We start from the raw sequence: 25,877 nt of genomic DNA, 5'->3' as shown, positions 1-25,877 counted from the left end.
GGGTGCGAAATGAAACTGGATGATTTAGCGTTATCATGGAATGCGAAGGAGAGTCTGGCCGGCAAAGTAGCCTTGGTGACAGGCGCCAGCAGCGGCATTGGAGCATCGATTGCTAGGAAGCTGGCAAAGCGCGGCGCACAAGTGACCGTAGTGGCACGCCGGCGGGAACGATTGGATGAGTTGGTTCAAGAATTGCATAAAGAGGAATTGTACGAGGTTATGGCGGTAACTGCTGATATTCAAAATGCAGAAGAAGTACAGCATGTGGTCAATGCAATTATTAATCGCTGGGGGCGTCTTGACATTGTAGTCGCCAATGCCGGATTCGGATATCGAAGTACTTTGGTAGATGTGGATCTGGAAAGGTGGGAGGAGATGTACAGGACCAATGTGCACGGTCTTATGCTGACACTGCGGTATGGGCTCCCCCCGATGCTGGGTCAGGGCAAGGGAGATGTCATTATCATCTCCTCGATTGCTGGCAAGGAAGTGATTGCCGGAGGAGGCCCATACAGCGCGACTAAATACGGCGTTAACGCCATAGCGTCTGCATTGCGTTTGGAGACACTTTCTCAGGGGATTCGCGTTACTACGATTCAGCCGGGGGCGGTGGCAACGGAATTTTCTCAGGTGGCCGGGTATTCCGAGGATGAAATTCGCGCGTTTGCTTCGAACGTCTTGCCGTTACATCCCGATGATGTTGCCGAGGCAGCACTCTATGCACTAGAGCAGCCTGAGCATGTCAACATTCCGGAACTGACCATTATGCCTTCAAGGCAAGCGCACCGGTTCAAATAAAGCGACGTCCATCACATGTACCATTGCCCAACCTATAAGAGCTCAAGCGGGTTAACGCTTGGGCTTTTGTTTTTCTAAAAAAACGGTTTCGACAGAGCCAGACTAGATGCGATATGTCTTCTGAGGACATCTTGCAAGATGAACATAAAAGAATGAAGGAGACGATTCAGAGGAAACGCTTGTTACGATTGATTTTGTCGAAAAGGACAATAAAACGGAGCTTGTTATTACGCATTCCGCCTTCTCCACGATGCAAATAGCGAAAAAACACAATAACAACTGGACTCATTCTTTAGAAGGCGGCTTGTTCAACTATTTTAATTAAGGCAATTTCATTGGAGGGCACAAGCCCTCCTTTTACTTTTTCAGTTCCTACTTCATCAAACCGGACGTGAGGTTTCCCTCGCTTGTTATTTTCATCACTATTCATAGGTCAGGCAAACTTCCAGCAGCTTAAGCTCAGGTTCCCATATTGGTAGCTGCGGTGCATCAGCGAAGCTGTTCGATTAGCATCTCCGGTGCCCATAGCCAGCAGCAATGGAATAAAATGCTCCGGAGTAGGCACCGCTTCCTTGGCGTAAGGAGCCAACTGCTCATACTGAAACAACGAGTCCAAATCCCACGCATTCAGCTTCTCTTCCAGCCACCCGTCAAATTGCGCTGCCCAATCCGTAGTTTGGGATGCTCCCCACTCCAGTCTCCGCAAATTATGAACCGTGCCGCCGCTGCCGATGATCAATATATCTTTTTCCCGAAGTGAAGATAGTGCTTTGCCAATCCGGTATTGCTCGGCATTCGACAAATGCCGATTTACGGATAATGCGATTACCGGGATATCTGCCGCTGGATACATCAGATGCAGAAGGACCCAGGCTCCATGATCCAATCCGCGCACGCTGTCGAGGCTCGCAGGGATTTGCTCCTGTTGAAACAAAGCTTGAATCTCCTTCGCTAGCTCGGGTTCGCCAGAAGCCGGATATTGGACTTGATACAGCTCAGGTTGAAAACCGGAAAAGTCATAAATCGTTTCGTATGGTGCTGAAGAAGCCGACACCTGCTGTTCTCTACTCTCCCAATGCGCGGAAAAAAGCACGATCGCTCTGGGCTTAGGATAACCTGCTGCAAAATTTTTGAGGAGTGCTGTGTAGTCGTTATGTTCGAGTGCCAGCGATGGGGCGCCATGAGCCATAAAAAAAGAAGGTATCATTGTAAGTCTCCTTTACCGGGTATTTGAGCTGCTGCATCTTGCCTGATCCAGCGTATAAAGTCTTGTTGGTTCTCCAGAGACACACCGTGTGCTGAAGGATACGTTGTATACGTAACATGATGGGACAACTGCCGGAAAAACTCATGATTATTATCGCCCAACTGCTTCGGAAAAATCGGGTCATGCTCGCCATGCGATATGAAAACCGACAAATCGGTTACCGATTGAATCCAATATTCATCCTTAACGAAGGTTGGGATGTATCCATTTAAAGCTACGATCCCCTTTATTCGTTCTCCCATGGTCAAAGCCAAACACATGGAAAGTACAGCACCCTGACTGAAACCAAGCAAGTAGCGGCGGGCAGGATCAATCGCATATTGGGTAGTTGCCATTTCAATAAACTGTTCCAATTGCTGCATCGATTGGTCAAAGTGTTCACGTATGGGGTTACCGATGCTTTTGATATGAAAATACGCAAAACCACTGCCTTGAGGAAGATGTCCCCGAATGCCAATCACAATAAAATCGGTGCTTAATTCACTTAGTAAACCGAGCATATCCTGCTCGTTAGAACCGAGTCCATGAAGAGCAAAAATAACGGGATATTTCATTTCCGAATTGTACTCGTCAGGCAATTTGACATCGTAGACATAATCGATAGACATAGGACCATTCCTTTACCTGGTTTGTTTTCAAGTCATTGACGATGTTGTTATTGGGTTTTCGTTTTGAACAACAGCCGATCCAGGCCCATCCCGCGCTCATCCGCAATTGCGAAATAACCCGCCATAACCAGCAGCGCCAGATCCAGCTCATAACCCGCCATTTGAGCGTTCCCCAGCAGCCCCACCGGAAGCTTCACCGTTACGATCGCCCCAACAAGCATAACCATAAAGCCGATTGCGAAGTAACGGGTTGCGAATCCGATGATCAAGGCGATTCCACCAATGAGCTCCAGGTAGGCAACCACATAAGCTGCAAATTCAGGAAGACCGATACTGCCAAACCACCCTGCTGCATTGCCAAGCCCCATCTGGAATTTTGAGATACCGTGTGCCACAAACAGAATACCTAATAAAATTCTCATGATCGTTACCATTGTTATTGTCTTCAAGTGAATAACACTCCTTTATCTTCATAAGTTGATTTGTTTTATTAAGCTCTCATACATTAAAGTTATCCCATATAAAAAGCTATCTCATAATTTTGAGAATGTTGTTATTGTAGTTTACTGTATATATTTTATTCATATTACAAAACCATTATCTAAAAAGATTGGAATTCCATCTCAAATCCTCCTCATTAGTATTCTTATACGATACTTATATCTGTATCAACAAAATAAATCTATCATTTCATCATTGGATTGTCAATAATAATTTGCTATTATGAATAATATATATATATTACAAAACCAAAGGGGTATACAACTATGGATATCGGATCTACGATTCGGGCGATACGCAAGCGAAAGAAACTAACCATTCCACAGCTGTGCGAAGGAACCGGACTTTCCAAAGGCTTTATCAGTAATGTAGAAAATAACAAAACGTCCCCTTCCATCGCTACTTTGGAAAGCATAGCCTCCTTTCTAAAGGTTCCCCTTCCTTATTTGCTGCTGCAAAAAGAACAACGGATGCAGGTCGTACGGCAAGCAGAAAGACAGCACACCACGACCGGCAAAGAAAAATTAAAAGTCGAGCATCTCTCTACACAAGGCAACCTGCGCATGCGGATCGTCGAGTTTCCTCCAGGCGCAACGACCGGGGATCATCCACATGCTCATGAAGGAGAGGAATGTCATTTTGTTTTGAACGGAACCGTCGTAGCCGAACAAGGGGAAGATAGCGCCGTACTGGAGCAGGGAGATTCCTTTAGCTGGAATGCGAGTGTCCCCCATAAAGTAACCAATACCCGGGACCAGCCTGCGTTAGTGCTGATCGCCGTTTACAGGGAACTGGATTCTTGAACTACAGAAATCGACCTCTATCATCTCGTATGCTAAAATTTAATAGCAGCTTATTCCAAATTCGAGGGAGACGATGACCATGATGCCGACTGAAAAGGATTTAGCTTTTCTTTTTGAAAGAGACGAGTCTCAACTCCAACCATTTCTGAACAATCATAAGAACGTTTTCGAGCGTTATGGGATGACGGAGACAGATTTCAAGGAGCTTACGGCCGAACCGTTAGACCAGCAGGTGATTCATGCTTTTGCACTTGTATTCGCGAAAACGATTGATTGGCGGGAATATGATGACGAAATTGTTCGCTTGCTTGGGGAATCGATTTCGGAGGCGGTTGAAGTCGAAAATACGGATGAAGGATTGCAGGTGACCTACGATGGGGAGGTTTATCCCATTAAGCTGAGCTTCTCTCCCCAAGACCGGTATATAACCATTAGAGGCTTCGCAGCTATTATTAAAGACAAATATGAGCCACGTCTTATTACGGAATCGTATATGTCTGATACGCATGAAATCTTGGTGCTTCCGAATGAAGTCTGGCAGCGGATGCAGCAGCACTATCCAGCTCAATTAGAGTCCATGTTTATGATTATCCACGATACATTGGATTTTCCTTAATACAATTACACTATTATTCCCGTTAGATCGCACTTTCTTCAGCCGCACAGACTTAACTAAAGCTTTTATAATAATAGATCGTTGCGTGTAATTCCCCAGTGGCAGACCTCGCATATTCCGGAATCCGTCCAGCTTGAATATAACCTATGGAAGCATACAGAAGATTGGACGGATCTCCTTCTCTTGTATCGAGAACCAATAGCGACCTGCCTTCCTGCCTGGCTCTTTCTTCGGTATTGTTCATGAGCAACCGACCGATACCATGGCGTCGATACTCGGGATGGGTCATCAATTTGGCAATTTCCGCTCTATGGTCGCCATTCTGCTTCGTACATAAATGTAACTGGACACTGCCCACTACCCGATTGTTTGTTGTAGCGATAAATAAGATCACCTCAGGACTTAATACGTTTTCCCAATAGCGAGTCGCCTCAAAAAGCTTCAATGGAGGCAAAAAACCAATCGATGCCCCCTCTTCTACTACCCTGATCAGCAGCTCCGAAAGCTCACTTTTATGTTCTTCTATCGAAAGTACTTGTTCAATTCGCACTTCATCAACCAATACAACCACCTCTAATTAGCAGAATATTATCTTCCTTATTTTAACATAATAAGTAGCAATCTATAAGAACCCTCTTCTTCTTGTGCATGCTAAAATAGGAATAGACAGATTCGACAGATATCGGACTGAGCCTAACTGACAGGACAGTGAGCATAAGGAGGCAAGCAATATGAGAAAGGTTATCGTGTTCAATAGTGTCTCTATCGATGGCTATTTTGCGGGTCCAAACGGAGAGGTGGATTGGTTTATCCATGACCCAGCAGTCGATAAAGCCGCTCATGAGATGATGAACCCGGATACGATCCTATTTGGCAAGGTTACTTATCAAATGTTCGAAAATTATTGGCCTCATGTAGCAAGAGACTCTCATGCAGCTGAGGGAGTTCGGATCATGGCGAATGAATTAAATCAGATGACCAAAGTGGTTTTTTCAAAAACTTTGAAAGAAGTTACCTGGGAGAATTCGAAGCTGTTCCACGGTAATTTGGCCGAGGAAGTAAGGAAGTTAAAGCAAGAAAAAGGCGCTGATATGACTATATTTGGCAGTGGTACGATTGTGCAGCAGCTTGCCAATGAAGGATTGATTGATGAGCTCTTGATCGTTGCAACGCCGATTGTTATAGGAACGGGAAAACAGCTATTTAAAGATGTCAAAGAAATGAAGCTCGAATTGTTAGAAACCAAGCATTTTGATTCCGGAATCGTATTGCTTCACTATAGAATTGCTACAAAGGGTCCTTGAACAATTAAATCTACAAAAACGAAAAAGGAGCTTTGCCACTCAAGTCGGGGCAGGTTCCTTTTTTGCGATGTACGTAATCGTTGTAAATCTGAATTTTATTTAATTATTTTTTGAAAAGCATATTGACTTATCGAAAATAAAACATACAATGAATACTTATAGTAATACTATAAACTAACTTGGTTTTATTCGTCGGTAGGTAACATTCGTAAGGCGCCAAAATGTTGTCTCGTTTATGTACAAAGGGGGAATCTGGATTCACTATTAAAGCGTGACGTTCTACTTAATAGAAAGTTCTGTTTTTATTAATTGAATCCTTGGAGGTAGTTCTTGCATGAATCAGAAAACATTAATTATTACTTTAGGTGCGTTGGCGGTTGCTATCAATGTGATCGCAGGCACTGTTATTGGCAGCCTGAAAATTCCGTTCCTTTTTCTCGATACCGTCGGTACGATCTTTATTGCAGCTATCTTTGGCCCCTTCTGGGGAGCGCTTGTAGGTATTCTTACTAACTTGGTGCTGGGTGTTACCAAGTCCTATACATCGATTCCTTTTGCCCTCGTTAATGCATTTGTCGGGCTTATAGTCGGCTTCATCGCCGTCAAACGCGGATTTAATTTCTTTAATTCCATTATCTCGGGTATTATTCTTGGCATCGTGTGCCCGGTTGTAGGAACAGTGATTGCGGTAGGCCTATTCGGCGGATTGACGGGCGGAATTCAGGATATTGCCGTATTATGGCTCAAGAACACAGGTTCCAGCGTGTTCGCCTCTGCTTTTTTGCCGAGATTATTCGATAACCTGATTGATAAGATTTTATCCGCTGTCCTGATTTATTACGTTATCAAAAGCATTCCCCAATCATTGTTGAAACGCCCGGATTTCAAACTAAGAAACAAAGGTGCTTCTCATGAAGCGAAATAAGAAAATTATCGTAACTTCTCACTGCGTGCTGAATCAAAACGCTGTAGTGGCCGAGTTGGCGCGGAGCAATGGGGTCATGACAAGTGTCATTGAATGGTCCCATGAGCAAGGCTATGGAATTATTCAGCTTCCGTGCCCCGAGTTCACTTTTCTTGGTCCTGAGCGTCCACCGATGACAGTCGAGCAGTATGACACCCCTGAATTTCATGCGCATAACCGTAAAATACTCGCTCCAGTCATTGAACAATTACAGGTTTATCAAAATCACGGCTATACAATCGTAGGGGGGCTGGGCATTGCAGGGAGCCCTTCCTGCGATCCGGGTAAAGGCGTATTTATGCAGGACCTGCTCGATATGGCTAACGAAGCAGATGTCCATATTGATTTCTTTTGGCAAATTCCTAACACGGTAGAAGGACACTTTGATCCTACAGATGACAAAAGCATTTTCGGTCCTATCGCAGCCGATCGGAAAACATCTGCCACTTCGCGGCAAGCAAATGATCTGAACAACTAGAAAAGGCGGTGTGGAAACGATGATTTCTATTCGCGATGTTTCCTTCTCCTACTATGGGAGTGAAACCGATCGATGGGCTTTGCGGAATATCCATCTGGACATCGCACCCGATGAATTCGTTGCTTTTTTGGGTCCTAATGGTTCAGGAAAATCGTCTTTATCCAAGCTTCTTAACGGCATCGAATGGCCAACGGAAGGTACCATCACCGTGGATGGACGATCTACGATGGACGCTTCGCAGCTTCCTGCGATTCGTAGAGCGGTACAGATTGTATTTCAAAACCCTGAAAACCAACAGGTGGGAATAACCGTTGGGGAGGATATCGCCTTCGGATTATCCAACATAGGATGGCCGCAGCACGATATTCAGAACCGAATTCAATGGGCGTTGGAGCTGGTTCAACTAAACGCGGGGGAGGATCGATTGGTCAGCCAATTATCGGGTGGGGAAAAGCAAAAATTGGCGCTGGCTTCCGTGCTTGCGTTGTCCCCGCGGTATCTGATTTTGGATGAGTCTACGTCCATGCTCGATCCTATTGCAAGAAGACAGTTTGTCGAGACGCTGCATACAGCGCGTAAGGCACATCCTTTTGCCATCATTTATATCACCCATCACCTGGAGGAAGTTCTGGATGCGGATCGCCTCGTCTTGTTTCAGCAAGGTTGGGTCCGTCAAATTGGCAAGCCTGATGATATTTTGACCGATGAAGATCTTTTGACTTCTTGCGGTTTAGAGCTTCCATTCGAAAGAAGTCTTGCTCTATCGCTCCACAAAGCGGGCATCCCTGTATCGGTTTCTTCAAGCATTGAGGAATTGAGGAAATGGTTATGAATATTGAACTGTCGGAGGTCTCATTTACTTACGAGAAGCGCAGCAGGAAAACCAAAGTTACGGACATTTCCTGCATCTTACAACAGGTGAACATTGATATTCAAAGCGGCGAGATGCTGGCGGTCGCTGGCAAATCGGGATCAGGCAAATCGACCTTCATGCAATTGATCAAAGGGTTTTTAAAACCGTCCTTTGGAAACGTGCTGTTGGACCAAACCAACCCATTTACCTCAAAGCGCCCCGAGCTCTTCGATCGAATTGGATTTATTTTCCAATACCCAGAGCATCAGCTCTTTTCGGTAACGGTCGCGGAGGATATTGCCTTTGGTCTGCGTCACAGCCGGCTTACGCCTGCAGAGAAGAAAGCCAAAGTAAAGCGTGCGATGGAAGCGGTCGGACTGGATTATGATGCTTTTGCAGAGCGAAGCCCCTTTGAGCTAAGCGGTGGAGAAAAACGGCGAGTCGCGATTGCCGGTGTCGTGGTCCTTGAGCCGGAGTTGATCATTCTGGATGAGCCTACAGCAGGGCTGGATTATCCATCCAGAACCTCATTGTTTGACATGCTGCACCGTCTTAATAAGGAGCTGGGCACAACAATTATATGGGTCAGCCATCAGCTTGAAGAAATGCTTGGGCACGCTTCTAGGCTGTTGATTATTAAGGATGGTACAATTGTTGCGGACGGCTTGCCGCAAGCGCTGCTTTCAGACCAGACGCTGCTTGCGTCACTGGGCTGGGAAAAACCTCCTGCCTTGGTGCTGCGTGACTTGGTACTGGAAGCCTGCGGTATTGAAATCAATCATCCGTACAACATCAGTGAAGTAACTCCATTACTGATTAGTCTGTTTAAGAAGCAGCAGCGCTCATTGGAGGAGGAACGTCTATGTCTTCCGTAGCCAGCTTTCTCATTTATCAAAAGAAGGATTCCTGGTTGGAGCGCTGGGATCCGAGAATGAAAATAATCGCCGCATTGTTGTTTGGAGTCGGCCTTTTATTATCCAGCAATTTGGAGCTGAAGAGCATTCAAATTGTTCTGCTGATCGTCTTGTGGGCTGTCGCCAAGCTGTCTTGGCGGATGTTGGCTTTCACGATCCTATCACTACTGTTATTTTTTGCTACTACGATGATTTATCAATCGATGCTGCTCACAGTACCAGGCGAAACGCTGATTCAATGGGGCTTTATTGAGTTTTCCTACAATGGGGCAATCAAAGGCATTATGATGTGCGAGCAAATATTCGGAATCGTCATCGTATTGTCTCTCGTTGTGAGAACGACATCGCCTATTATTTTGGCGGAAGGCATGGAACTGCTGCTGAATGTGTTTAAAAGGTGGAAGGTACCCGTTCATGAAGCTGTCATGATGTTTTCCATCGCTTTGAGATTCCTTCCGCTGCTGCTGGAGGAATTTGATAAAATCCAAAAGGCGCAGACAGCGCGCGGAGACGGTTTTCACCGTAAAGGCGTGTTAACCCGATTTCGCGGAGTGCTTCCGATGCTGGTACCTCTGTTCGTTCTCGCGATTCTTCGCGCCAAGGATCTGGCAACAGCGATGGAATCCCGTTGTTACCTTGGTGATCAGGGGCGAACGCCGATTCGATTATACCGATTCGAGCTTAGGGATTATCTCGTTTTGACAGCCTCCGTTGTGCTGCTCACGCTTACTATTTTTAAATAATCCAATGCCTGTGGTCACAAGAAAGAGGTATACTGCCTGTGCAGTGTACCTCTTTCTTGTCGTAGACAACTTGTTTATCGCATACAGCACGATATTATGCTATATGAGCTTTTTGAAAAAATACAACGGAAATGGAGAAGTTATCATGTTGTGTTACACCATTAAATCGCTTTCATTAGAATTAGAATGTAACTTTCTCCTGTTATTTATGTTGACATACTTCTAGTATGTCCTATATTATTATTAACACCACTGGAGAATATAATATGGTTAATAACAATTCCAGATGGAATTTATATGAATTTCGTTGATAATACATGAAAAATCCCTGCATTTAATTCATTGAAGAAAAAATGGTGATTAATGTCATGAAAAAACATGATCAAGACTTTATGAAGCAGCAAAATAGGCTAACCGTTTTTGAAATCATTAAGAACAATCAACCCATTTCCCGTGCTTCTATAGCCAAGCAAACTGGAATGAGTCCTACTACGGTAAGTCGCATTGTCGGAGAACTGGCGGAACGAGGATATTTGTTGGAATCCGAACAAGTGTCCGTTGGACTTGGAAGAAGGTCTACGCTGCTTGAGATGGTTGATGCGTCGGTATTGTCAGTTGGAGTCGAGCTCGATCACCACCAGATGATTGTCGGTATTGTCGATATTCAGGGTAATGTAGTATGCAGCGGCAAGTATCCTCGGTCTGCAGAAGAAAGCCCGGATGCTACGCTCAAGCTTATTGGAGAAAAGATCAATCAGTTAACGCTTTTGAATGATATCGATGGTAATCGAGTAATTGGAATCGGTGTGGGACTCCCTGGGATTGTAGACAATGATGCGGGAATTGTTGTCTTCTCTGTTCAACTTGGCTGGAAGAACGTACGTTTAGCTGAACGATTGAAGGAAATCACTGGTTATGATGTGGTTGTAGACAACGAACTCAAAGTGAAAGCGCTTGCGGAATATCTGAAGGGCGCTACTAAGGGCTCTAGTCGGACTGCGCTGCTCGGCTTTGGTAATGGGGTAGGTTCTGCATTCATCTTTGAAGGCGAAATTTACCGAGGTAAAACGAATAGCGCAGGTGAAATCGGCCATACAACGGTAGATCCTAACGGGATGATGTGTGATTGTGGTAAAGCAGGTTGTCTGCAAACCTACATTAATATCAGCTCTCTATTATCGGAAGCGAACAAAATTCGGCCGATTCGCACCATTGAGGAACTATTTGAAGCAAGGCGTGCCGGAGAAGGCTGGGCGTGTTATTTGATCGAACGTGCTTTGATGTACATCGCCATTACAGTCAATAACGTCGTTTGCATGTACAACCCTGATAGTGTGATATTGAGCGTGGAGTTGGCAGACAAGTACCCAGAAGTTTACGAGGAGATTGAAAAACTCTGTATGTCGCGATTTGTTTGGGAGCCTCTGCGTGATTCGTTTAGCATTTTTCGTTCGGAGCTACAGGAACAAGGTGTCATGATTGGCTCGGGATTGTTATCTCAACTCAAGTTATTCGAATTAGAGTAAAGACGTAATAATGTAAGGTTCGCATAGGGAGGTAATAATGATGGGATTCACAACATTGGTAAATGAATATCGTGGCGGCGTTTTAGAAAATGTACATTACGGAGCCATCAGTGTGGTAGACGAAAAGGGTACTATACTTTACTCAGCGGGGGATCCGAAGCATATGACATTCCTGCGGTCAGCTGCGAAACCATTCCAAGCCATTCCGGTCATGAAAAGAAAGATTGACAAGATCTACGGACTGACTGGCCAAGAAACTGCGCTGTTTGCGGCTTCTCACCGTGGAGAGGCCTTCCACATTGATGCACTGGAATCTATTTTACACAAAACAGGAATCCAGGAGGAAGAACTTCACTGCTGCGCCACTTACCCGCTTAACGAAGACGCCAAGGCGGAGCGCCATCGGGCACATGAATCCAAGCGAAGAATATTCCACAACTGTTCAGGTAAGCATTCTGGATTAATCGCGCTTTGCAAACATATGGGGTGGGATGAGCATAGCTACTATGCTCCTGAACATCCCGTGCAGCAAGAAATTGTGGAGACACTAGCTTACTTGGCCGAGATCCCCACAAACTCTATTCCACAAGGGATAGATGGCTGCGGTTTGCCAATCTTCGCACTTCCATTAAATAAAATTGCTTATTCCTTTTTGAAGCTGGCATGTCCTGATCTCATCGAAGACACAGATACTCGGGATGCAGCAACCCGAATAGCCGGACTGATGAATGAGTATCCTGACATGATAGCTGATACGAAATTCGTGTGCTCGGCACTGCTTAAGGATGCCAATCTGGTGGCGAAGGGCGGGGCGAAAGGTGTATATGGGATTGGGTTGAGAAAAGAAAGAATCGCTATTTCACTTAAAGTTTCCGACGGCTCTGAGCAAGTATGGCCTAGTATCATTGCCTCCATATTGGAGCGTATTGGGTATAGCAACCGAGACACGATCAACCGACTATTAGAGCTAGTTCCGAACTCCATCGTCAATGACGGCGGAACGGAAGTGGGAGAACGACGTGCAGTATTTGAACTTAAAGCTTAACAACAGGAATAACCTCCAAGCCTGATAATTAAGTTAACAGGACGATGAGAGATTCTAATAAACACTATTTAGGGGGAGCGAATTAACATGAAAGCTAAAAGTAAAACATGGTCGATGCTCATGCTGCTGCTGCTGATTGTAGCCGTTGTAACTGCAGGTTGCGGAGGAAATGCTGAGAAAACGAATGAAGGAAAAGGTGAAGACGCCAAGGCGGTTTCTAAGAACAATAAGGATGTCGTTATTGCGATCAATGCCAACTTTATTACGCTTGACCCACATAACTCAAGCGATACCCATTCAATTACTGGTGCAAGAACGATGTATGAAGGTCTGATGGGCTTTGATGAGAACATGAATGTAGTGCCTGTTCTCGCAGCCTCCCATAAAATCAGCGAAGATGGACTTGTTTACACATTTACGCTGCAAGAAAAAATCAAATTTCACGATGGCACAGACTTCAATGCTGAAGCGGTAAAAATTAATCTGGATCGCCTCCGCGATGAGAAAAATAATTTGAGATTGCGTAAAAGTTTTTCGAAAGTTACTAACGTAACAGCACCTGATGCTAAGACGGTCGTCATTACACTTAGCGAACCGTATAATGCATTATTGAACAAAATGGCTATGGCTCTTATGATCAGCCCTAAAGCGTTGGCTGAGCAAGGCGCCAATATTTCCAAGAACCCGGTAGGAACAGGTCCATACAAGTTCAAGGAATGGGTCCAAGGTGATCGTCTGACTGTCGTAAAGAACCCTGATTACTGGCAGCAAGGGATTCCGAAAGTAGACAGTATTACATTTAAGCCTGTTCCTGAGAACGGTTCACGGATTGCTATGCTGAAGACAGGTGAGGCTGACTTTATTTATCCGATGCCTACCGAGCAAGTAGCCGAAGTTGAAGGACAGAAGGATATTGTTATAGACAAGATCGATTCCACAATCGTGCGCTATATTACTTTGAATACAATGAAAAAACCGTACGATGATGTTAAAGTACGTCAAGCAATCAACTATGCAATCAATAAAGAGGCTTATATTAAAGTTGTAAAATCCGGTTTGGGTTCGAAGCTTAACTCTTCGATGTCTTCAAAAACTCAGTATTATTCCAAGCAAACGGGTTATGATTATGATCCGGAAAAAGCAAAGAAGCTGCTTGCTGAAGCAGGCCTTCCAACAGGTTTCACTGCTGAAATCTGGGGTGAGAACGACTCGGAAACCATGAAAGGCATGCAGTTTATCCAACAACAGTTAGCACTTGTTGGCATCAAGCTGGAAGTGAAATCGATGGAAGGCGGTACGTTGTCTGAACAGATTAACTCCGCAAAAACACCGGAAGAAGCTAAGATTCAAATGTGGTATGTGAGTTGGTCACCATCTTCAGGTGATGCAGATGGTGCGACAAGAGGTCTGTTCAGCAGTGAAATGTTCCCTCCTGCTGGAGCGAATACAGCTTATTACAAGAATACTAATGTAGACAAATGGATTGCTGAAGCGAATAAGGCTATCGATCCGGCACAGGCTAAAACGATCTATGCTGATATTCAGAAAACAATATGGGCGGATGCTCCATGGGCATTCCTAGGTGTCGATCAAGTTATTTCTGGTAAAAGATCATATATTAGCGGCGTTAAAGTAATGCCTGATGGCTCCATTACCGTCCGCAACGCAGAAGTGAAGTAATAAAGCAAACGGGGCCGTTTCTTATTCTGCTGAGAAACGGCCTCTATTATTTATAGTGTTGAAACTTAAGGGAGGCTCACGAGTTGGGAAAATATGCTTTGCAAAGACTCCTCGGGGTTATTCCGTTGTTGTTCGTCGTATCGGTGCTGGTCTTCATGTTCATCCACTTAATTCCCGGCGATCCAGCTCGGCTTGTCGCCGGCAAAGACGCTACACTTGAAGAGATTAACGGCATTCGCGAGCAGCTCGGACTCAACCTGCCGCTGTGGCAGCAATATATCAACTATATGGGCAAACTGTTACAAGGTAATCTGGGTCATTCACTGAGGTCTGGTCTACCGGTGTCTGATATGCTGAAAAGCAGATTTATGCCTACTATTATATTAACCTTTGTAAGTATGGGATGGGCGCTTGTTATGGGCCTGCTGGTTGGCATCATCACTGCGGTGAATAGAAATAAATGGCAGGATCGTGTAGGTATGCTAACTGCTATATCAGGTATTTCCGTTCCCGGGTTTTGGCTAGGTTTGGTGCTGATCCAAATATTTGCCGTCGAGCTGGGTTGGTTTCCAACTGGTGGGGTGGATTCCTGGAGATCCTACGTGCTTCCTTCTATTACACTTGGAGCCGGTATCATGTCTATGCTTGCCAGGTACTCCCGCTCATCCATGCTAGAGACGATGCGGGAAGATTACATCCGTACTGGACGAGCTAAGGGGCTTCATGAATTCGTTGTTGTCGGTCGTCACGCACTAAGGAATTCACTCATCCAAGTCGTAACCGTTGCGGGCCTGCAGTTCGGATTTCTGTTGGGCGGATCTGTTATGGTGGAAACGGTATTCAGTATACCAGGCCTCGGGAGATTGCTAGTTGATTCCATCGCATTCCGGGACTACACAGTCATTCAGGCGCTGCTGCTGATGTTTGCCACTCAATTTATACTCATTAATTTAATCGTCGATATGCTGTACGGAGTACTTAATCCGAAAATCCGGTATGCGTCGAAGTAGCCCATGCTTACGAAGATTGCTTTCTTACGGAAAGCTCAGTATACGCTTACGATGCAAGATTTGCTAAAGCAAATCTCTTAGGAGGAGATATTATGAACGACAAATCGGTGATAACTGGGAGTGGTTCTGCCGTTCCTGGAGGGACATTTGCTTCTAGTAGAAAAAAAAGCCCCGCAGCTGCTTTTTTTAGCAAGTTTTGTAAACAGAGAGTATCGTTTGCCTCTGGTATATTCATTGTAATACTAATCATCATTGCGCTATTTGGTCCGTATCTAACACCGTATGACTCAAACGAGCCAGATTATGATGTGTTGATGGCTGGTCCTTCTCTGGCCCATTGGGCGGGGACAGATGAATATGGCAGAGATATTCTAAGCCGCCTTATCGAGGGGACCAGACTGACCTTGGCTGTAAGCCTAAGCGCAGTTGGGATTGCGGCTGTTCTTGGAACCATTCTTGGCTTGTTAAGCGGATATTACGGCGGATGGCTGGATCGCCTTATTATGCGGAGCAGCGACGTACTATTTTCCTTTCCTGATCTCTTGCTTGCGATTGGTATCGTTGCAATTCTAGGTCCTGGCTTGATGAATGTGGTGATTGCGGTTGCCGTATTCGGCACTCCATCGTTTGCTAGGATTATCCGGAGCGTGACGTTGTCTGCAAAGGAGACGTTATTCGTCGAAGCAGCCCACTCGATGGGTGCAAAGAACAGTCGAGTTATCTGGAAGCATATCTTTCCAGAAACGGTGCCAAGCGTGATCGTGAACCTGACTATGAAAATTGGCGGTGCAATCCTGGCCGCTGCATCATTAAGCTTTCTCGGTATGGGTGCTACGCCAACCGATCCCGACTGGGGAGCTATGCTGAGCATGGGACGCGATTATTTGAGTATCGCACCCCATATTGTGTATTTTCCTGGTGCGGCTATTTTTTTGACTGTACTTGCTTTTAACCTTTTTGGGGACGGACTGCGCGATGCTCTTGATCCCAAGACGAAAAACTAAAGGGGGGATAGATTGTGACGTCAAGATTGCTTGAAGTACAAGGATTGAAAACGGAGTTTAAACGCGAAGGCGGTAACGTAATGGCGGTTGCTGGCGTTGACTTTTATATAAATAAAGGTGAAGTGCTGGGCCTAGTCGGTGAATCTGGCTGCGGCAAAAGCGTGACCTCCCTATCGATTATGAGGCTGCTCAAGGATACTCCGGGGCGGATTGCAGGCGGAGCAGTCCTCTTCGAAGGCACCGACCTGACGAAGATCAAGGAGAAGGAAATGCGTCAGTTTCGCGGCAATGAATTGGCCATGATTTTTCAAGAGCCGATGACGTCACTCAACCCGGTGCTGCGAATCGGACGGCAGTTGGAAGAGCCGATTATGCTGCATATGGGTTATGGACGTAAGCGTGCGAGAGAGCACGCAATTCATACGTTGACCCTTGTAGGTATTCCACGAGCAGATGAATTAGTATACGATTTTCCTCACCAGCTATCCGGTGGCATGAGGCAGCGGGTTATGATCGCAATGGCGATGGCGTGCAGTCCGAAACTTCTGATAGCTGATGAACCGACGACTGCACTCGATGTGACGATCCAAGCGCAAATTCTCGACTTGATGAAGCGATTGAAAGACGAGCAAGGGATGGGCATGCTGCTCATTACACATGATCTTGGTGTCGTAGCGGAGATGTGTGATCGGGTTGTTGTTATGTATGCAGGACGGGTTGTAGAAGAGGCATCTGTAAAAGATTTGTTCGCGACGCCTCAGCACCCGTATACGAAAGGGCTCATTCAATCGGTTCCGAAGCTGCGGCAGAAGGTGCGACGTCTGGATTCGATTCCAGGAAACGTACCTGATTTGACAGCTATGCCGCAAGGCTGTAAGTTTGCGCCTCGCTGCCGGGATGTTATGGAACGATGCCTGACACAAGAACCGGAGCTTCTTACGATAGAAGGACAATCCGAACGTAAAAGCCGCTGTTGGTTAACGCAGCCAGAGAAGCCGTAAGGCTATGCTTACTATGTCAGCTTTCCTTCGGAAAGCTAAGGTAATGCTTACGATGCCAGCTTTCCTTCGGAAAGCTATTAGGAGGAGAACATGCATGAAGGAGATTCAGACTCCACTGGTAGAAGTAAAAAAGTTACAAAAATCTTTTTCCATCCAAAAAGGCTGGTTCGGCGCCACTAAATATTTGAAAGCGGTCGATGGCATTTCATTTGCTATTCTTAAAGGTGAAACGTTCAGCCTTGTTGGCGAAAGCGGCTGCGGCAAGTCGACGACTGGACGCTTGGTGACTCGACTACTGAAGCCCACTGATGGAGAAGTATGGTTTAACGGACAAAATATTAGCGGACTGAGTGCCGACCAGATGCGACCGATTCGTAAAGATATGCAGATGGTGTTTCAGGACCCTTATGCTTCACTTAATCCTAGGATGAAAGTAAAGGACCTTGTTGCTGAACCACTGCTAATTCATTCGAAGATGAGTATGAAGGAACGCGACAAGCTGGCTCATGAATTGCTGGAGACAGTAGGTCTAAGCAGCTTACACGCGGAACGTTTTGCCCATGAGTTCAGCGGTGGACAGCGGCAGCGTATCGGTATTGCACGGGCTCTGTCTGTTCGGCCAAGCTTGATCGTGGCGGACGAGCCGGTGTCCGCACTGGACGTATCCATCCAGTCACAGGTGCTCAACCTGCTGCAGGATCTTCAAGAGCAGTACGGTCTGACCTACCTTTTTATATCTCACGATCTAAGCGTTGTCGAGCACATAAGCGATCGTATTGGTGTTATGTATTTAGGTACACTGGTGGAAACTGCGGATAAAGACACACTTTATGACAATCCACTTCATCCTTACACTCAGGCACTACTATCATCCGTGCCTGTCCCGGATCCGAGTCAGAAGAAGGCGCGAATTATTCTGAAGGGAGATCTGCCCAGTCCTGTAGATCCTCCAACAGGCTGCCGCTTCCATACACGCTGCCCTTCCTGTATGGAAATATGCAAGCAGCATGAACCGGTATTCCGGGAAGTCGAGCCGGGGCATCAAGTTGCATGCCATTTATATGACGAAGAAATGATGAAATTGGCCAGATAAAAGTCACTTGAAATATGCAGAGTATCACAATACTATTTGTCAAAGAAGGGATCCCCATGCGAATTACAATCGATACCGTCGAACCGGTACAGGTTCTCATTTACCCGGTGTATCACGGCGAGTCCTTTCCACATCGCTTGAGCGAAGGCCACAAGCTGGCTGGCAACGTGACATGGCTGTACGGCAGGTCTGAAGGTGAAGCCGACGTATTAGCGGCAGGACTTGGCGAGCGTAAGAAGCTGACTCTTGAGAAGGTACGTCGGGCAGGCGGGGCCTCCGCCCGTACAATGCTGCGAGAAATTCGGAGCAGTGCAACGCTCATACTTCATGCAGGAGCTGCAGGAGCCGATAGTAAGGCGGCAGCAGCCGAATGGCTGCAGGCCTGGGTAGAAGGCTGGCTGCTCGGTTTATACCGCTTCGATAAATACAGAAGTGCCACTAAAACCAGTGGTGAAGTGAATTTAAACCTGCGTCTGGAAGATTGGATGGAGTTGTCACAGGCTGAGCTGGAGGCGGTGATCGACTCCGCACGCAATCGCGCGGAGGGAACCATGTTAGCGAGGGATTGGGTCAATGAGTCTCCCGAAACCTTGAATCCGGATACCTTCGTAGATTGGCTCATTGACCATTTTAAGGACAAACCTGTAGGTGTTCATGTATATCGCGGGCAAGAATTGGTGGACCGCGGTATGAATGGCTTGATTGCAGTGGGAGCAGGCAGCAAGCATGCCCCCGCACTCGTAGAGCTCCGGTACGAAGGTCATACCGATCTACCGCTGTTAGCCTTGGTGGGTAAAGCGGTCACCTTCGACATGGGCGGCATGAATGTCAAGACAGGCAGGGACATTAGCGATGCACGTATGGATATGGGCGGCGCGGCGGCAGTCATTGGCGGGCTGGATATTCTGGTCCGGCAGCGCGCTCAAGTTCGTGTAACCGCGCTGATTGCTGTAGCTGATAATTTACCAGATGCCCGTGCGATGCTGCCATCCTCTGTTATTCGTTATCCGAACGGACTGACCGTTCAAGTCGCGAATACGGATGGGGAAGGTCGACTTCTATTAGCTGATGCGTTAATCCATGCGGCGAAGCTAGGTGCTGTTCAAACGATTGACATTGCCACGCTAACTGGCAATGTTGGTACTGCGCTTGGTCTGGGCATCGCAGGGATATGGGGCGACGAGGATATGACGCGCAGCTTGGTCGAAATCGGCGAACGGAATGGGGAGCGGCTGTGGCCGATGCCTCTGATGGAGGAGTATGAAGCAGAGCTGAGAAGCGATTATGCTGATCTGCGAAACGTGGGTACCTCTACACTGGCGGGCGCGATTACTGCAGCGCTCTTTATACGACGTTTTGTAGCTGCGCCGATGGGCTGGGTACACATTGATATGGCCGGGACCGTGCAATTCAAACAGGATACAGGTTACTCAGAAGCAGGTGCCACGGGTTACGGAGCGCGGCTGCTTGCAGACTATGCGGTACAATACGCGCGGAAGCACGAAGGTGGAGAGCAGGAGGTTTCGTTATGATTTTGGAGGTTATCGCTACGTGTATGGATGATGCCCTAAGAGCTGAAGAGAACGGGGCCGACCGACTCGAATTGATAACGGCCATTACTGAAGGCGGATTAACGCCTGGCATCGGTATGATTGAACAGGTGGCGAAATCGGTGAAAATACCGGTTCATGTGATGGTCAGGCCGCACAGTCGGTCTTTTGTCTACGATAAGCATGATCTGGAGACGATGACGGCTGAGATCAAGGCTATAACCACTACGGGTGCAGCTGGCATCGTTGTCGGTGCTTTGACAGAGGAAGGAAAGATTGACGAGAAAACGTTGGAGTCTATGCTAACTTGGGCAGGTGGACTGAACGTAACTTTTCATCGGGCTTTCGATGAACTGGAGGATCAGATTGCCGGACTGCGGATTCTCACTCGTTATTCGCAAATATCCCGCGTACTGACTTCTGGCGGACTACATCCAGCGCCTGAAGCTATACCTACCATTCGGAGGCTGGTCGAAGAATCATATGGCAGCTCGCTGCAAATTCTGGCCGGTAACGGTCTGACACCGGAAGTCATTAAGTCCTTCATTGAACAGACCGGGGTGAAGGAAGTGCACTTTGGCTCTGCAGTTCGTTACGGCAGGTCAGGACTTGCGCCAATTGATCCCATACAGCTTCGGGCTTTAGCTGACAGTCTTCATTAAAGGCTAATTATAGATTTGAAAAAAAGGTGAATGATGTTGAAAAATCTTGAAAAATATGTAGTTGGAATCGATCTGGGAGGAACGAAGATCGCAGCGGCGCTCTTCGATTCAAAGGGAACGTTATTGAAACGCGAACGCATGGAAACCGCTGGAGCGCACACTGCGAAAGAGGTTGTGCAGCGTATGCTCGCTATGATTCATACCGTCTCCGAAGGTTACCCGTTATCCGGTGTAGGACTTGCTTCCCCTGGTGCGGTTAACAGCCGGGACGGGATCGTTCTTCATGGGACTAACCTCCCAGAGTGGGAGAATGTCCCCTTGAAGAAATGGATGGAAGAAGATCTCCGAGCAGAGGTTCAGGTAGTTAACGATGCCAATGCGGCAGCATGGGGCGAGTATGTTAGAGGAGCTGGCAAAGGCTCGGAGAATATGGTCTATGTCACTTTCAGTACAGGTATCGGAGCTGGCATTGTGTTGGATGGAAAGCTGCTGCTCGGCACCTCCTCATTCGCCGGCGAGCTTGGACACAATATTATCGATCCTAATGGACCCGAATGCATCTGCGGCAATCGCGGCTGTTGGGAAGTGTTTGCTTCGGGGACTGCTATCAGGGACACGGCACTACAATTCATGCAGAACCGACCATCTATGATTTCAGATCTGATCGAATCAGATACAGAAGCCATATCGGCTAAACATGTGTTTGAGGCGGCAAAGCAAGGAGATCCTGTAGCTGTTGAGGTTATTGACAGAACCATTCATTACATGGCATTAGGTATTGCGAACGCAGTTCATACCTTCAATCCAGACCGGATTGTGATTGGAGGGGGCGTGAGTAAAGTCGGTAACGAACTCTTCGATGCTCTGCGAGCGCGGACGGAGGAACTTGTCATGAAGCCTTACCGGGGCACCTTCGACATTGTATCTGCTGAATTAAAGGACGATGTGGGTCTGATCGGCGCTGCCGCGCTGTTTCACACTTTCTGAATAGGACAACGAGTCGGCTCTAGTTGTATGGAGTACAGGTACAATGGCCGTAATTCATATATCGATAGGGGAATTGTCGAATGAGTACGAGAGAGGAAAGAACCCGTTGGTTTTTGCAGGATCGGTTTGGAATGTTCATTCATTGGGGATTGTATTCGATTCCCGCACGGGGGGAATGGATTCGTGGTAATGAGAGAATGAGCTACGAGCACTATAAAACGTATTTTGATGAATTCGATGCATCTCGTTATCAACCTAGAGAATGGGCTAAAACGGCCAAGGCTGCTGGGCAGAAGTACGCTGTATTGACGACCAAGCATCATGACGGTTTCTGCTTGTTCGACAGCAAGCTGACGGACTTTAAGGCAACCAACACACCGGCTGGTCGCGATCTTGTCCAGGAATACGTGGATGCGTTCCGTGAGGAAGGGATTAGCGTAGGCTTGTACTACTCCATCATCGACTGGCATCATGATGATTATCCTGGTTATGGGGATAAGGCTCATCCGGATCGTGACAACGAATCGGCTAAGGACAAGCCCATTGATTTTGACCGGTATTTGACCTATATGCATGGTCAAGTTAAGGAGCTTCTGACGAACTACGGTAAGATCGACATCATGTGGTTTGATTTCTCCTATGACGATATGACTGGCGAGAAGTGGAAAGCAACAGAGCTTATCCGAATGATTCGTTCCATTCAACCGGACATTATCATCGACAATCGTCTCGGTGGGAATATCCGTGCAGCAGAGCCTGAAGAATACGCAGGCGATTTCTTCTCACCAGAGCAAATTATACCGCCTGGCGGTATTCTTGATGTAAAAGGTGCACCGGTTCCCTGGGAAGCTTGCATCACGCTAAACGATAACTGGGGCTATCATTCCACAGATAAAAATTATAAGTCTGCTAAGCAGGTCATTCGCACACTGGTTGAGTGTGTCAGTAAAAACGGCAATTTACTGTTAAATGTTGCCCCCGATGCCAAAGGTGAAATCAACCGGGAATCGCTGGACGTGCTGCGTGACGTAGGTGAATGGCTGCGGTTGAACGGTGAGAGCATATACGGCTGTGGAGGCGCCATTTTACCGAAGCCAGAGTGGGGCCGTTATACGCAGAGTGGCAACAAATTGTACGCACACGTGTATGATCGTGGAATTGGACCGATTTATTTCGAGGGGCTGAAGGGCAAGATCATGAAAGCCAGACTGTTGCGGGATGGAACTGAGCTGAAGGTGGAAGCTCCTTGGATGGCCCAAGAATACTCCGACATTGAAGGCGGTGCATTCATTACATTTTCAGGTGCCATGCTGCCGGACGAGATAGATACGGTAGTTGAACTGCAGCTTTGGTGAAATCAAGATTCGGCTGTCCGTTGTCAAAGAAGTGGGGCTGCCATGGGATGAGGAAAATTCCGTGGCAGCTTAGCTACTCCACCTCTACGTTCTTTCCGCACATACGCGATTAACCTTCATCAATCAATGATTTTCGTTTTCTTGGCATTTTCCATCGATTTCTTGATAATACCACTGAGCGGACGCTTCAGAACCAGAGCCACGAACAGGCTGAGACCAATAATAACGATCAGACAAACGATATCCTTGAGCGCCGTTGCCCATAGAATCCCGCCAACCCCTTCTCGCAGCAGGCTGATCGCATAAGTGAAGGGCATGAATGGATTCAGAGCCTGGAAAAAAGGCGTCGTCATACTGATGGGAAACGTTCCGCCCGAGCTGGAGAATTGGAATACCATGAAGATGATCGCAATGCCTTTCCCTACATTGCCAAAGACGGACAAGAGTGTAAAGGTTATCGTCACAAATACGGTGCTGACCAGCATAGCGAACAGAACGAACCAAATTTTATCTGCCACATAGGCGTGTAGAATAAAGAAATCGCCGAGTGTGATACATAACGCCTGGAACAGCCCAATCGTCACGAAGGTTGCCAATCGGCCCAAATATAGTTGGTAGGGCTTAAAGCGCCCTTCCGGATTACTGGCTTCCGACTTCAATAATGAAATCAACAAAGTCGCACCCACCCATAAGGATAATACACAATAAAAGGGTGACATCGCCGATCCATAGTTCGGTATCGGGTATTTCCGATTCTCTTTGATCTGTACGGGACTGGCCAGGAACTCACTTTCCTTCTTGATGTCCCCACGCAGCAGCTTGGCCAGATCAGCGAAGTGATTGTTAGCTTCGACCTCTCTAAGCTTGTCCGCTGCTTGACTGATTGCACGCTCAAGTTGAGGCAGATCATCACGAACCAAGCCCGCGACTTTATGGATGCCGGACTCCACCTCGGGCAGCTTGTTACGCACAAAATCGGCCAGCTTGACGAGCTCCTCCTCCGTCTGAGGCAGATCGTTATTGATGAAAGCTGCTGCCTTGTCCAGCTTCTCCCCGATTTCAGGGAGCTTATCCTGAACAAACGGTGCGGCGATATTAATCGCCTTCTCAAAAGCTTCTGCCTTGCTCTGCAGCGCTTGCGCCATTTCATGAACCTTCGCGCGGATCTGAGGCAGCTGCTCCTGGATCTTAATCAATTCTGCCTGCCCGAATTCAAGTCCACTCTTCACGTCCTCAAGAATTGCCTTAATATCGGGGAGCTTGCCTTTGGCCGTCTGAAGAATATCGGAGGCCGTAACGTTAACGGTTTTCAGTATTTCGATCCCCTTGGTCAGGTTGGGAACAATCTCGCTATCGTACTTGGAGAGAATAATCCCTAATGCAGCACTCGTATTTTGGGATAGCTCGTTCAAGCGTTTAACCGCATCCTTAAGGGGAGTTTTCCCATTCACCAGATCGGTTGCAATCGCGCCCAAAATTGCGATTTGCAGATTCATATTATTCTCAATTGTTTGCAGCCGTACTATATGATCATTCAATGGCTGACCCGGAATATAGCTATTGATTCGGCTAAGCAACGACGAGGTATGTCCCAGCAATCGTACAACTGTAGAGAGCCTGTCCTTCACCGCTGTTACCTCCGCTGCAGTAGGCATCAAAGCCGGATTAATATTCAACAATCTCTCTGTGAGCAGCGAGGTTGCATCCGCAGCTTGCTGTGCCAACGTTAAATTCTGCTTAACCAGCGGAGCAATCAGCTTGAACGTCTCCTCGTTTGCTGTCAGGAACTTGTTCAATTCATTGGCGATTGCGGTGCCTTCATCAGCGATTTCAGCAATTCGCGGCAATGCATTCTGGGCAGCCGTCACGATTTCGATAGCCTTACTCGCTTTATCTGAGGCAAGAGCAATCGTATTGGCTACCTTGTCAAAGTTATCATCCAGCTCCTGAATTCGGGCGACGGCCTGTTTGATCTCAGGTAGTTTATTCTGAATGACTACAATTTCCGAGAGCGCCTCATTGATTTTCGGCCAATTTTGCTGGATTTTTAGAACATATTGAGCGGCTTGATTGATCTCGGGAATTTTTTGCTCCACTTCAAGAACGATTTGTGCCTTGTCATGAATTTCGGGCAGCTTCTGTTCCAGCTCCAGCACCTTTTGTCCTGCAGCCTGAATCTCGGGCAGCTTGCCTTCCAGTTCAAAGATGCCGGTCTCGATCTTACGAATTGTGGGCAGTTGCTCCTCGATCTGAATGCCGATCTCTGTAAGCTTCGTAAGTAAAGCTTCACTGACGGCTTCCGTGAAGTTCTCGTTAATCTGCTTGGTAATCGCTGAAACACCTGATGAAGTGATCTTGGGTGCGACTGCATTCACTTTTTCGTTAACGCTATAGATCACTTCAGGCCGCTCCAGATTGCCGTTGACAATCCCCGTGATTTTGGAGGAAAAGTCGGATGGTATCAAGATGCTGGCATAATAGGTGCCACGATCCAGACCTTTCTCCGCCTCTTCCTTGGTGACGAAGGTCCAGCCAAGCTTCTTGTTATTGTGTAAGCTGTCCAGCAGCTCCTTACCGATATTAATGCTCTTCCCGGCAACAGTTGTTCCGAGGTCCTCGCTCGTGACCGCTACTTTGACCCCTTCCGTGTTGGCGTACGGATCCCAAACCGATTTAATATTTACCCAATCATATAAGCATGGAAGCAAAATAATGGCTATGATCAGAAAAATCCCGGTAGGCACCTTGAAAATATTTAACCAATCTGTTTTGTATATTTGCCATATGGAACGCATGTATGGACCACCTGTACTGTTGGAATGAAATAAATTGCTAATCGATCTCAACACTTAAGTGACATCTTATCATGAAAGGAAATGATTGAGAAGAAACCCTATGAGTTATAGATTGGCTTTATTCGTCGTAAATTACCCGCTCTAGCACGAAATTAACAAATTTAAAAGCCTCTAGACTTTGACCCAATCTGTAACCGTGTAATGATCAGCATCAACTATCCAACAGATCGTAGGTGTGACGCGTTCCTTACAGCGCATAAAAAGCCAAGAGCTATGAGCTCAAGGCTTTTAAAGAACGATCATAATGGAAATATCAGCGG

General features: G+C 46.8%; 27 protein-coding genes. 21 read left to right on the top strand and 6 right to left on the bottom strand.

The features are described from left to right. The first annotated feature begins 9 nt into the window (after window positions 1-9). Together OB236_RS07800 and OB236_RS40000 are read left to right on the top strand one after the other, a co-directional pair. Window positions 10-798, top strand: a complete 789-nt coding sequence (locus OB236_RS07800) for an SDR family oxidoreductase (RefSeq protein ID WP_262683437.1) — start codon at window positions 10-12, stop codon at window positions 796-798. A gap of 187 nt (window positions 799-985) precedes the next feature. Continuing rightward, complete coding sequence (locus OB236_RS40000) at window positions 986-1,123, top strand: hypothetical protein (protein ID WP_408638427.1); 138 nt, start codon at window positions 986-988, stop codon at window positions 1,121-1,123. Here the strand turns inward: OB236_RS40000 and OB236_RS07795 are convergent. Genes OB236_RS07795 through OB236_RS07780 form a run of 4 tightly spaced genes read right to left on the bottom strand, consistent with a single transcriptional unit; the run spans window position 1,091 to window position 3,107 of the window. Then, the gene (locus OB236_RS07795; RefSeq protein ID WP_262683436.1) at window positions 1,091-1,228 is read right to left on the bottom strand and encodes a hypothetical protein; all 138 of its coding nucleotides are present in this window, start codon (window positions 1,226-1,228) and stop codon (window positions 1,091-1,093) included. The two genes, OB236_RS40000 and OB236_RS07795, sit on opposite strands and share 33 nt — an antisense overlap. A 3-nt stretch (window positions 1,229-1,231) precedes the next feature. Next, window positions 1,232-2,005: a DODA-type extradiol aromatic ring-opening family dioxygenase gene (locus OB236_RS07790; RefSeq protein ID WP_262683434.1), complete on the bottom strand. Its 774-nt coding sequence runs from the start codon at window positions 2,003-2,005 to the stop codon at window positions 1,232-1,234. Beyond that, window positions 2,002-2,673, bottom strand: coding sequence for an alpha/beta hydrolase (locus tag OB236_RS07785; protein ID WP_262683432.1), 672 nt, complete (start codon window positions 2,671-2,673; stop codon window positions 2,002-2,004). Before OB236_RS07785 ends, OB236_RS07790 begins: the two co-directional genes overlap by 4 nt. A 47-nt stretch (window positions 2,674-2,720) precedes the next feature. Continuing rightward, a complete protein-coding gene (locus OB236_RS07780; RefSeq protein WP_076233932.1) occupies window positions 2,721-3,107 on the bottom strand; it encodes a DoxX family protein in 387 nt (128 codons plus the stop codon). A 333-nt stretch (window positions 3,108-3,440) separates the two neighbouring features. Between OB236_RS07780 and OB236_RS07775 the strand changes: the two genes are divergently transcribed. Both OB236_RS07775 and OB236_RS07770 read left to right on the top strand, forming a co-directional pair. Further along, entirely contained in the window at window positions 3,441-3,977 is a 537-nt protein-coding gene (locus tag OB236_RS07775; protein WP_262683431.1) for a helix-turn-helix domain-containing protein, read from the top strand. Between the two features lie 79 nt (window positions 3,978-4,056). After that, window positions 4,057-4,593: a hypothetical protein gene (locus OB236_RS07770; protein WP_262683430.1), complete on the top strand. Its 537-nt coding sequence runs from the start codon at window positions 4,057-4,059 to the stop codon at window positions 4,591-4,593. 52 nt (window positions 4,594-4,645) lie between these two features. Here the strand turns inward: OB236_RS07770 and OB236_RS07765 are convergent, their stop codons facing one another. Further along, window positions 4,646-5,155: a GNAT family N-acetyltransferase gene (locus OB236_RS07765; RefSeq protein ID WP_262683429.1), complete on the bottom strand. Its 510-nt coding sequence runs from the start codon at window positions 5,153-5,155 to the stop codon at window positions 4,646-4,648. A 169-nt stretch (window positions 5,156-5,324) separates the two neighbouring features. Here OB236_RS07765 and OB236_RS07760 point away from each other — a divergent pair, with 169 nt between their 5' ends. From OB236_RS07760 to OB236_RS07680, 17 genes are all read left to right on the top strand, one after another. Next, window positions 5,325-5,897, top strand: a complete 573-nt coding sequence (locus tag OB236_RS07760; protein WP_262683428.1) for a dihydrofolate reductase family protein — start codon at window positions 5,325-5,327, stop codon at window positions 5,895-5,897. A 334-nt stretch (window positions 5,898-6,231) separates the two neighbouring features. Further along, a complete protein-coding gene (locus tag OB236_RS07755) occupies window positions 6,232-6,822 on the top strand; it encodes a CD3073 family putative ECF transporter S component (RefSeq protein WP_262683427.1) in 591 nt (196 codons plus the stop codon). Beyond that, on the top strand, window positions 6,809-7,339 hold the full coding sequence (locus OB236_RS07750) for a CD3072 family TudS-related putative desulfidase (protein WP_240415694.1): 531 nt from the start codon (window positions 6,809-6,811) through the stop codon (window positions 7,337-7,339). The genes OB236_RS07755 and OB236_RS07750 overlap by 14 nt, the downstream gene beginning before the upstream one ends. Window positions 7,340-7,358: 19 nt before the next feature. Then, a complete protein-coding gene (locus tag OB236_RS07745) occupies window positions 7,359-8,171 on the top strand; it encodes an ATP-binding cassette domain-containing protein (protein WP_262683426.1) in 813 nt (270 codons plus the stop codon). After that, entirely contained in the window at window positions 8,168-9,067 is a 900-nt protein-coding gene (locus OB236_RS07740) for an energy-coupling factor ABC transporter ATP-binding protein (RefSeq protein ID WP_262683425.1), read from the top strand. The genes OB236_RS07745 and OB236_RS07740 overlap by 4 nt, the downstream gene beginning before the upstream one ends. After that, window positions 9,055-9,849, top strand: coding sequence for an energy-coupling factor transporter transmembrane component T family protein (locus OB236_RS07735; RefSeq protein ID WP_262683424.1), 795 nt, complete (start codon window positions 9,055-9,057; stop codon window positions 9,847-9,849). The genes OB236_RS07740 and OB236_RS07735 overlap by 13 nt, the downstream gene beginning before the upstream one ends. A gap of 368 nt (window positions 9,850-10,217) precedes the next feature. Beyond that, a complete protein-coding gene (locus OB236_RS07730) occupies window positions 10,218-11,375 on the top strand; it encodes an ROK family transcriptional regulator (protein ID WP_262683423.1) in 1,158 nt (385 codons plus the stop codon). A 40-nt stretch (window positions 11,376-11,415) separates the two neighbouring features. Then, complete coding sequence (locus OB236_RS07725; RefSeq protein ID WP_262683503.1) at window positions 11,416-12,420, top strand: asparaginase; 1,005 nt, start codon at window positions 11,416-11,418, stop codon at window positions 12,418-12,420. Window positions 12,421-12,507: 87 nt separating this feature from the next. After that, window positions 12,508-14,100: a glutathione ABC transporter substrate-binding protein gene (locus OB236_RS07720; RefSeq protein WP_262683422.1), complete on the top strand. Its 1,593-nt coding sequence runs from the start codon at window positions 12,508-12,510 to the stop codon at window positions 14,098-14,100. Between the two features lie 83 nt (window positions 14,101-14,183). Further along, complete coding sequence (locus OB236_RS07715) at window positions 14,184-15,110, top strand: ABC transporter permease subunit (protein ID WP_262683420.1); 927 nt, start codon at window positions 14,184-14,186, stop codon at window positions 15,108-15,110. A gap of 92 nt (window positions 15,111-15,202) precedes the next feature. Continuing rightward, window positions 15,203-16,114, top strand: coding sequence for an ABC transporter permease (locus OB236_RS07710; protein ID WP_262683419.1), 912 nt, complete (start codon window positions 15,203-15,205; stop codon window positions 16,112-16,114). 14 nt (window positions 16,115-16,128) lie between these two features. Beyond that, complete coding sequence (locus tag OB236_RS07705; protein ID WP_262683418.1) at window positions 16,129-17,115, top strand: ABC transporter ATP-binding protein; 987 nt, start codon at window positions 16,129-16,131, stop codon at window positions 17,113-17,115. 94 nt (window positions 17,116-17,209) lie between these two features. Further along, window positions 17,210-18,208 carry an ABC transporter ATP-binding protein gene (locus tag OB236_RS07700; RefSeq protein ID WP_262683417.1) on the top strand — a complete coding sequence of 333 codons (999 nt, stop codon included), beginning with the start codon at window positions 17,210-17,212 and terminating at the stop codon, window positions 18,206-18,208. A 56-nt stretch (window positions 18,209-18,264) separates the two neighbouring features. After that, the gene (locus OB236_RS07695; RefSeq protein WP_262683416.1) at window positions 18,265-19,740 is read left to right on the top strand and encodes a leucyl aminopeptidase family protein; all 1,476 of its coding nucleotides are present in this window, start codon (window positions 18,265-18,267) and stop codon (window positions 19,738-19,740) included. Next, entirely contained in the window at window positions 19,737-20,420 is a 684-nt protein-coding gene (locus OB236_RS07690) for a copper homeostasis protein CutC (protein WP_262683415.1), read from the top strand. The genes OB236_RS07695 and OB236_RS07690 overlap by 4 nt, the downstream gene beginning before the upstream one ends. Window positions 20,421-20,456: 36 nt before the next feature. Further along, window positions 20,457-21,407 carry an ROK family protein gene (locus tag OB236_RS07685; protein WP_408638424.1) on the top strand — a complete coding sequence of 317 codons (951 nt, stop codon included), beginning with the start codon at window positions 20,457-20,459 and terminating at the stop codon, window positions 21,405-21,407. Window positions 21,408-21,487: 80 nt separating this feature from the next. Then, on the top strand, window positions 21,488-22,762 hold the full coding sequence (locus tag OB236_RS07680; RefSeq protein WP_262683413.1) for an alpha-L-fucosidase: 1,275 nt from the start codon (window positions 21,488-21,490) through the stop codon (window positions 22,760-22,762). 119 nt (window positions 22,763-22,881) lie between these two features. Here OB236_RS07680 and OB236_RS07675 read toward each other — a convergent pair whose 3' ends face one another. Continuing rightward, complete coding sequence (locus OB236_RS07675) at window positions 22,882-25,557, bottom strand: YhgE/Pip domain-containing protein (RefSeq protein WP_262683411.1); 2,676 nt, start codon at window positions 25,555-25,557, stop codon at window positions 22,882-22,884. Between the last annotated feature and the right edge of the window lie 320 nt (window positions 25,558-25,877).

The sequence above is a fragment of the Paenibacillus baimaensis genome, assembly GCF_025567575.1.
The sequence above is the reverse complement of the archived record's forward strand: the minus strand, read 5'-3'. Positions and strand labels throughout refer to the sequence as shown.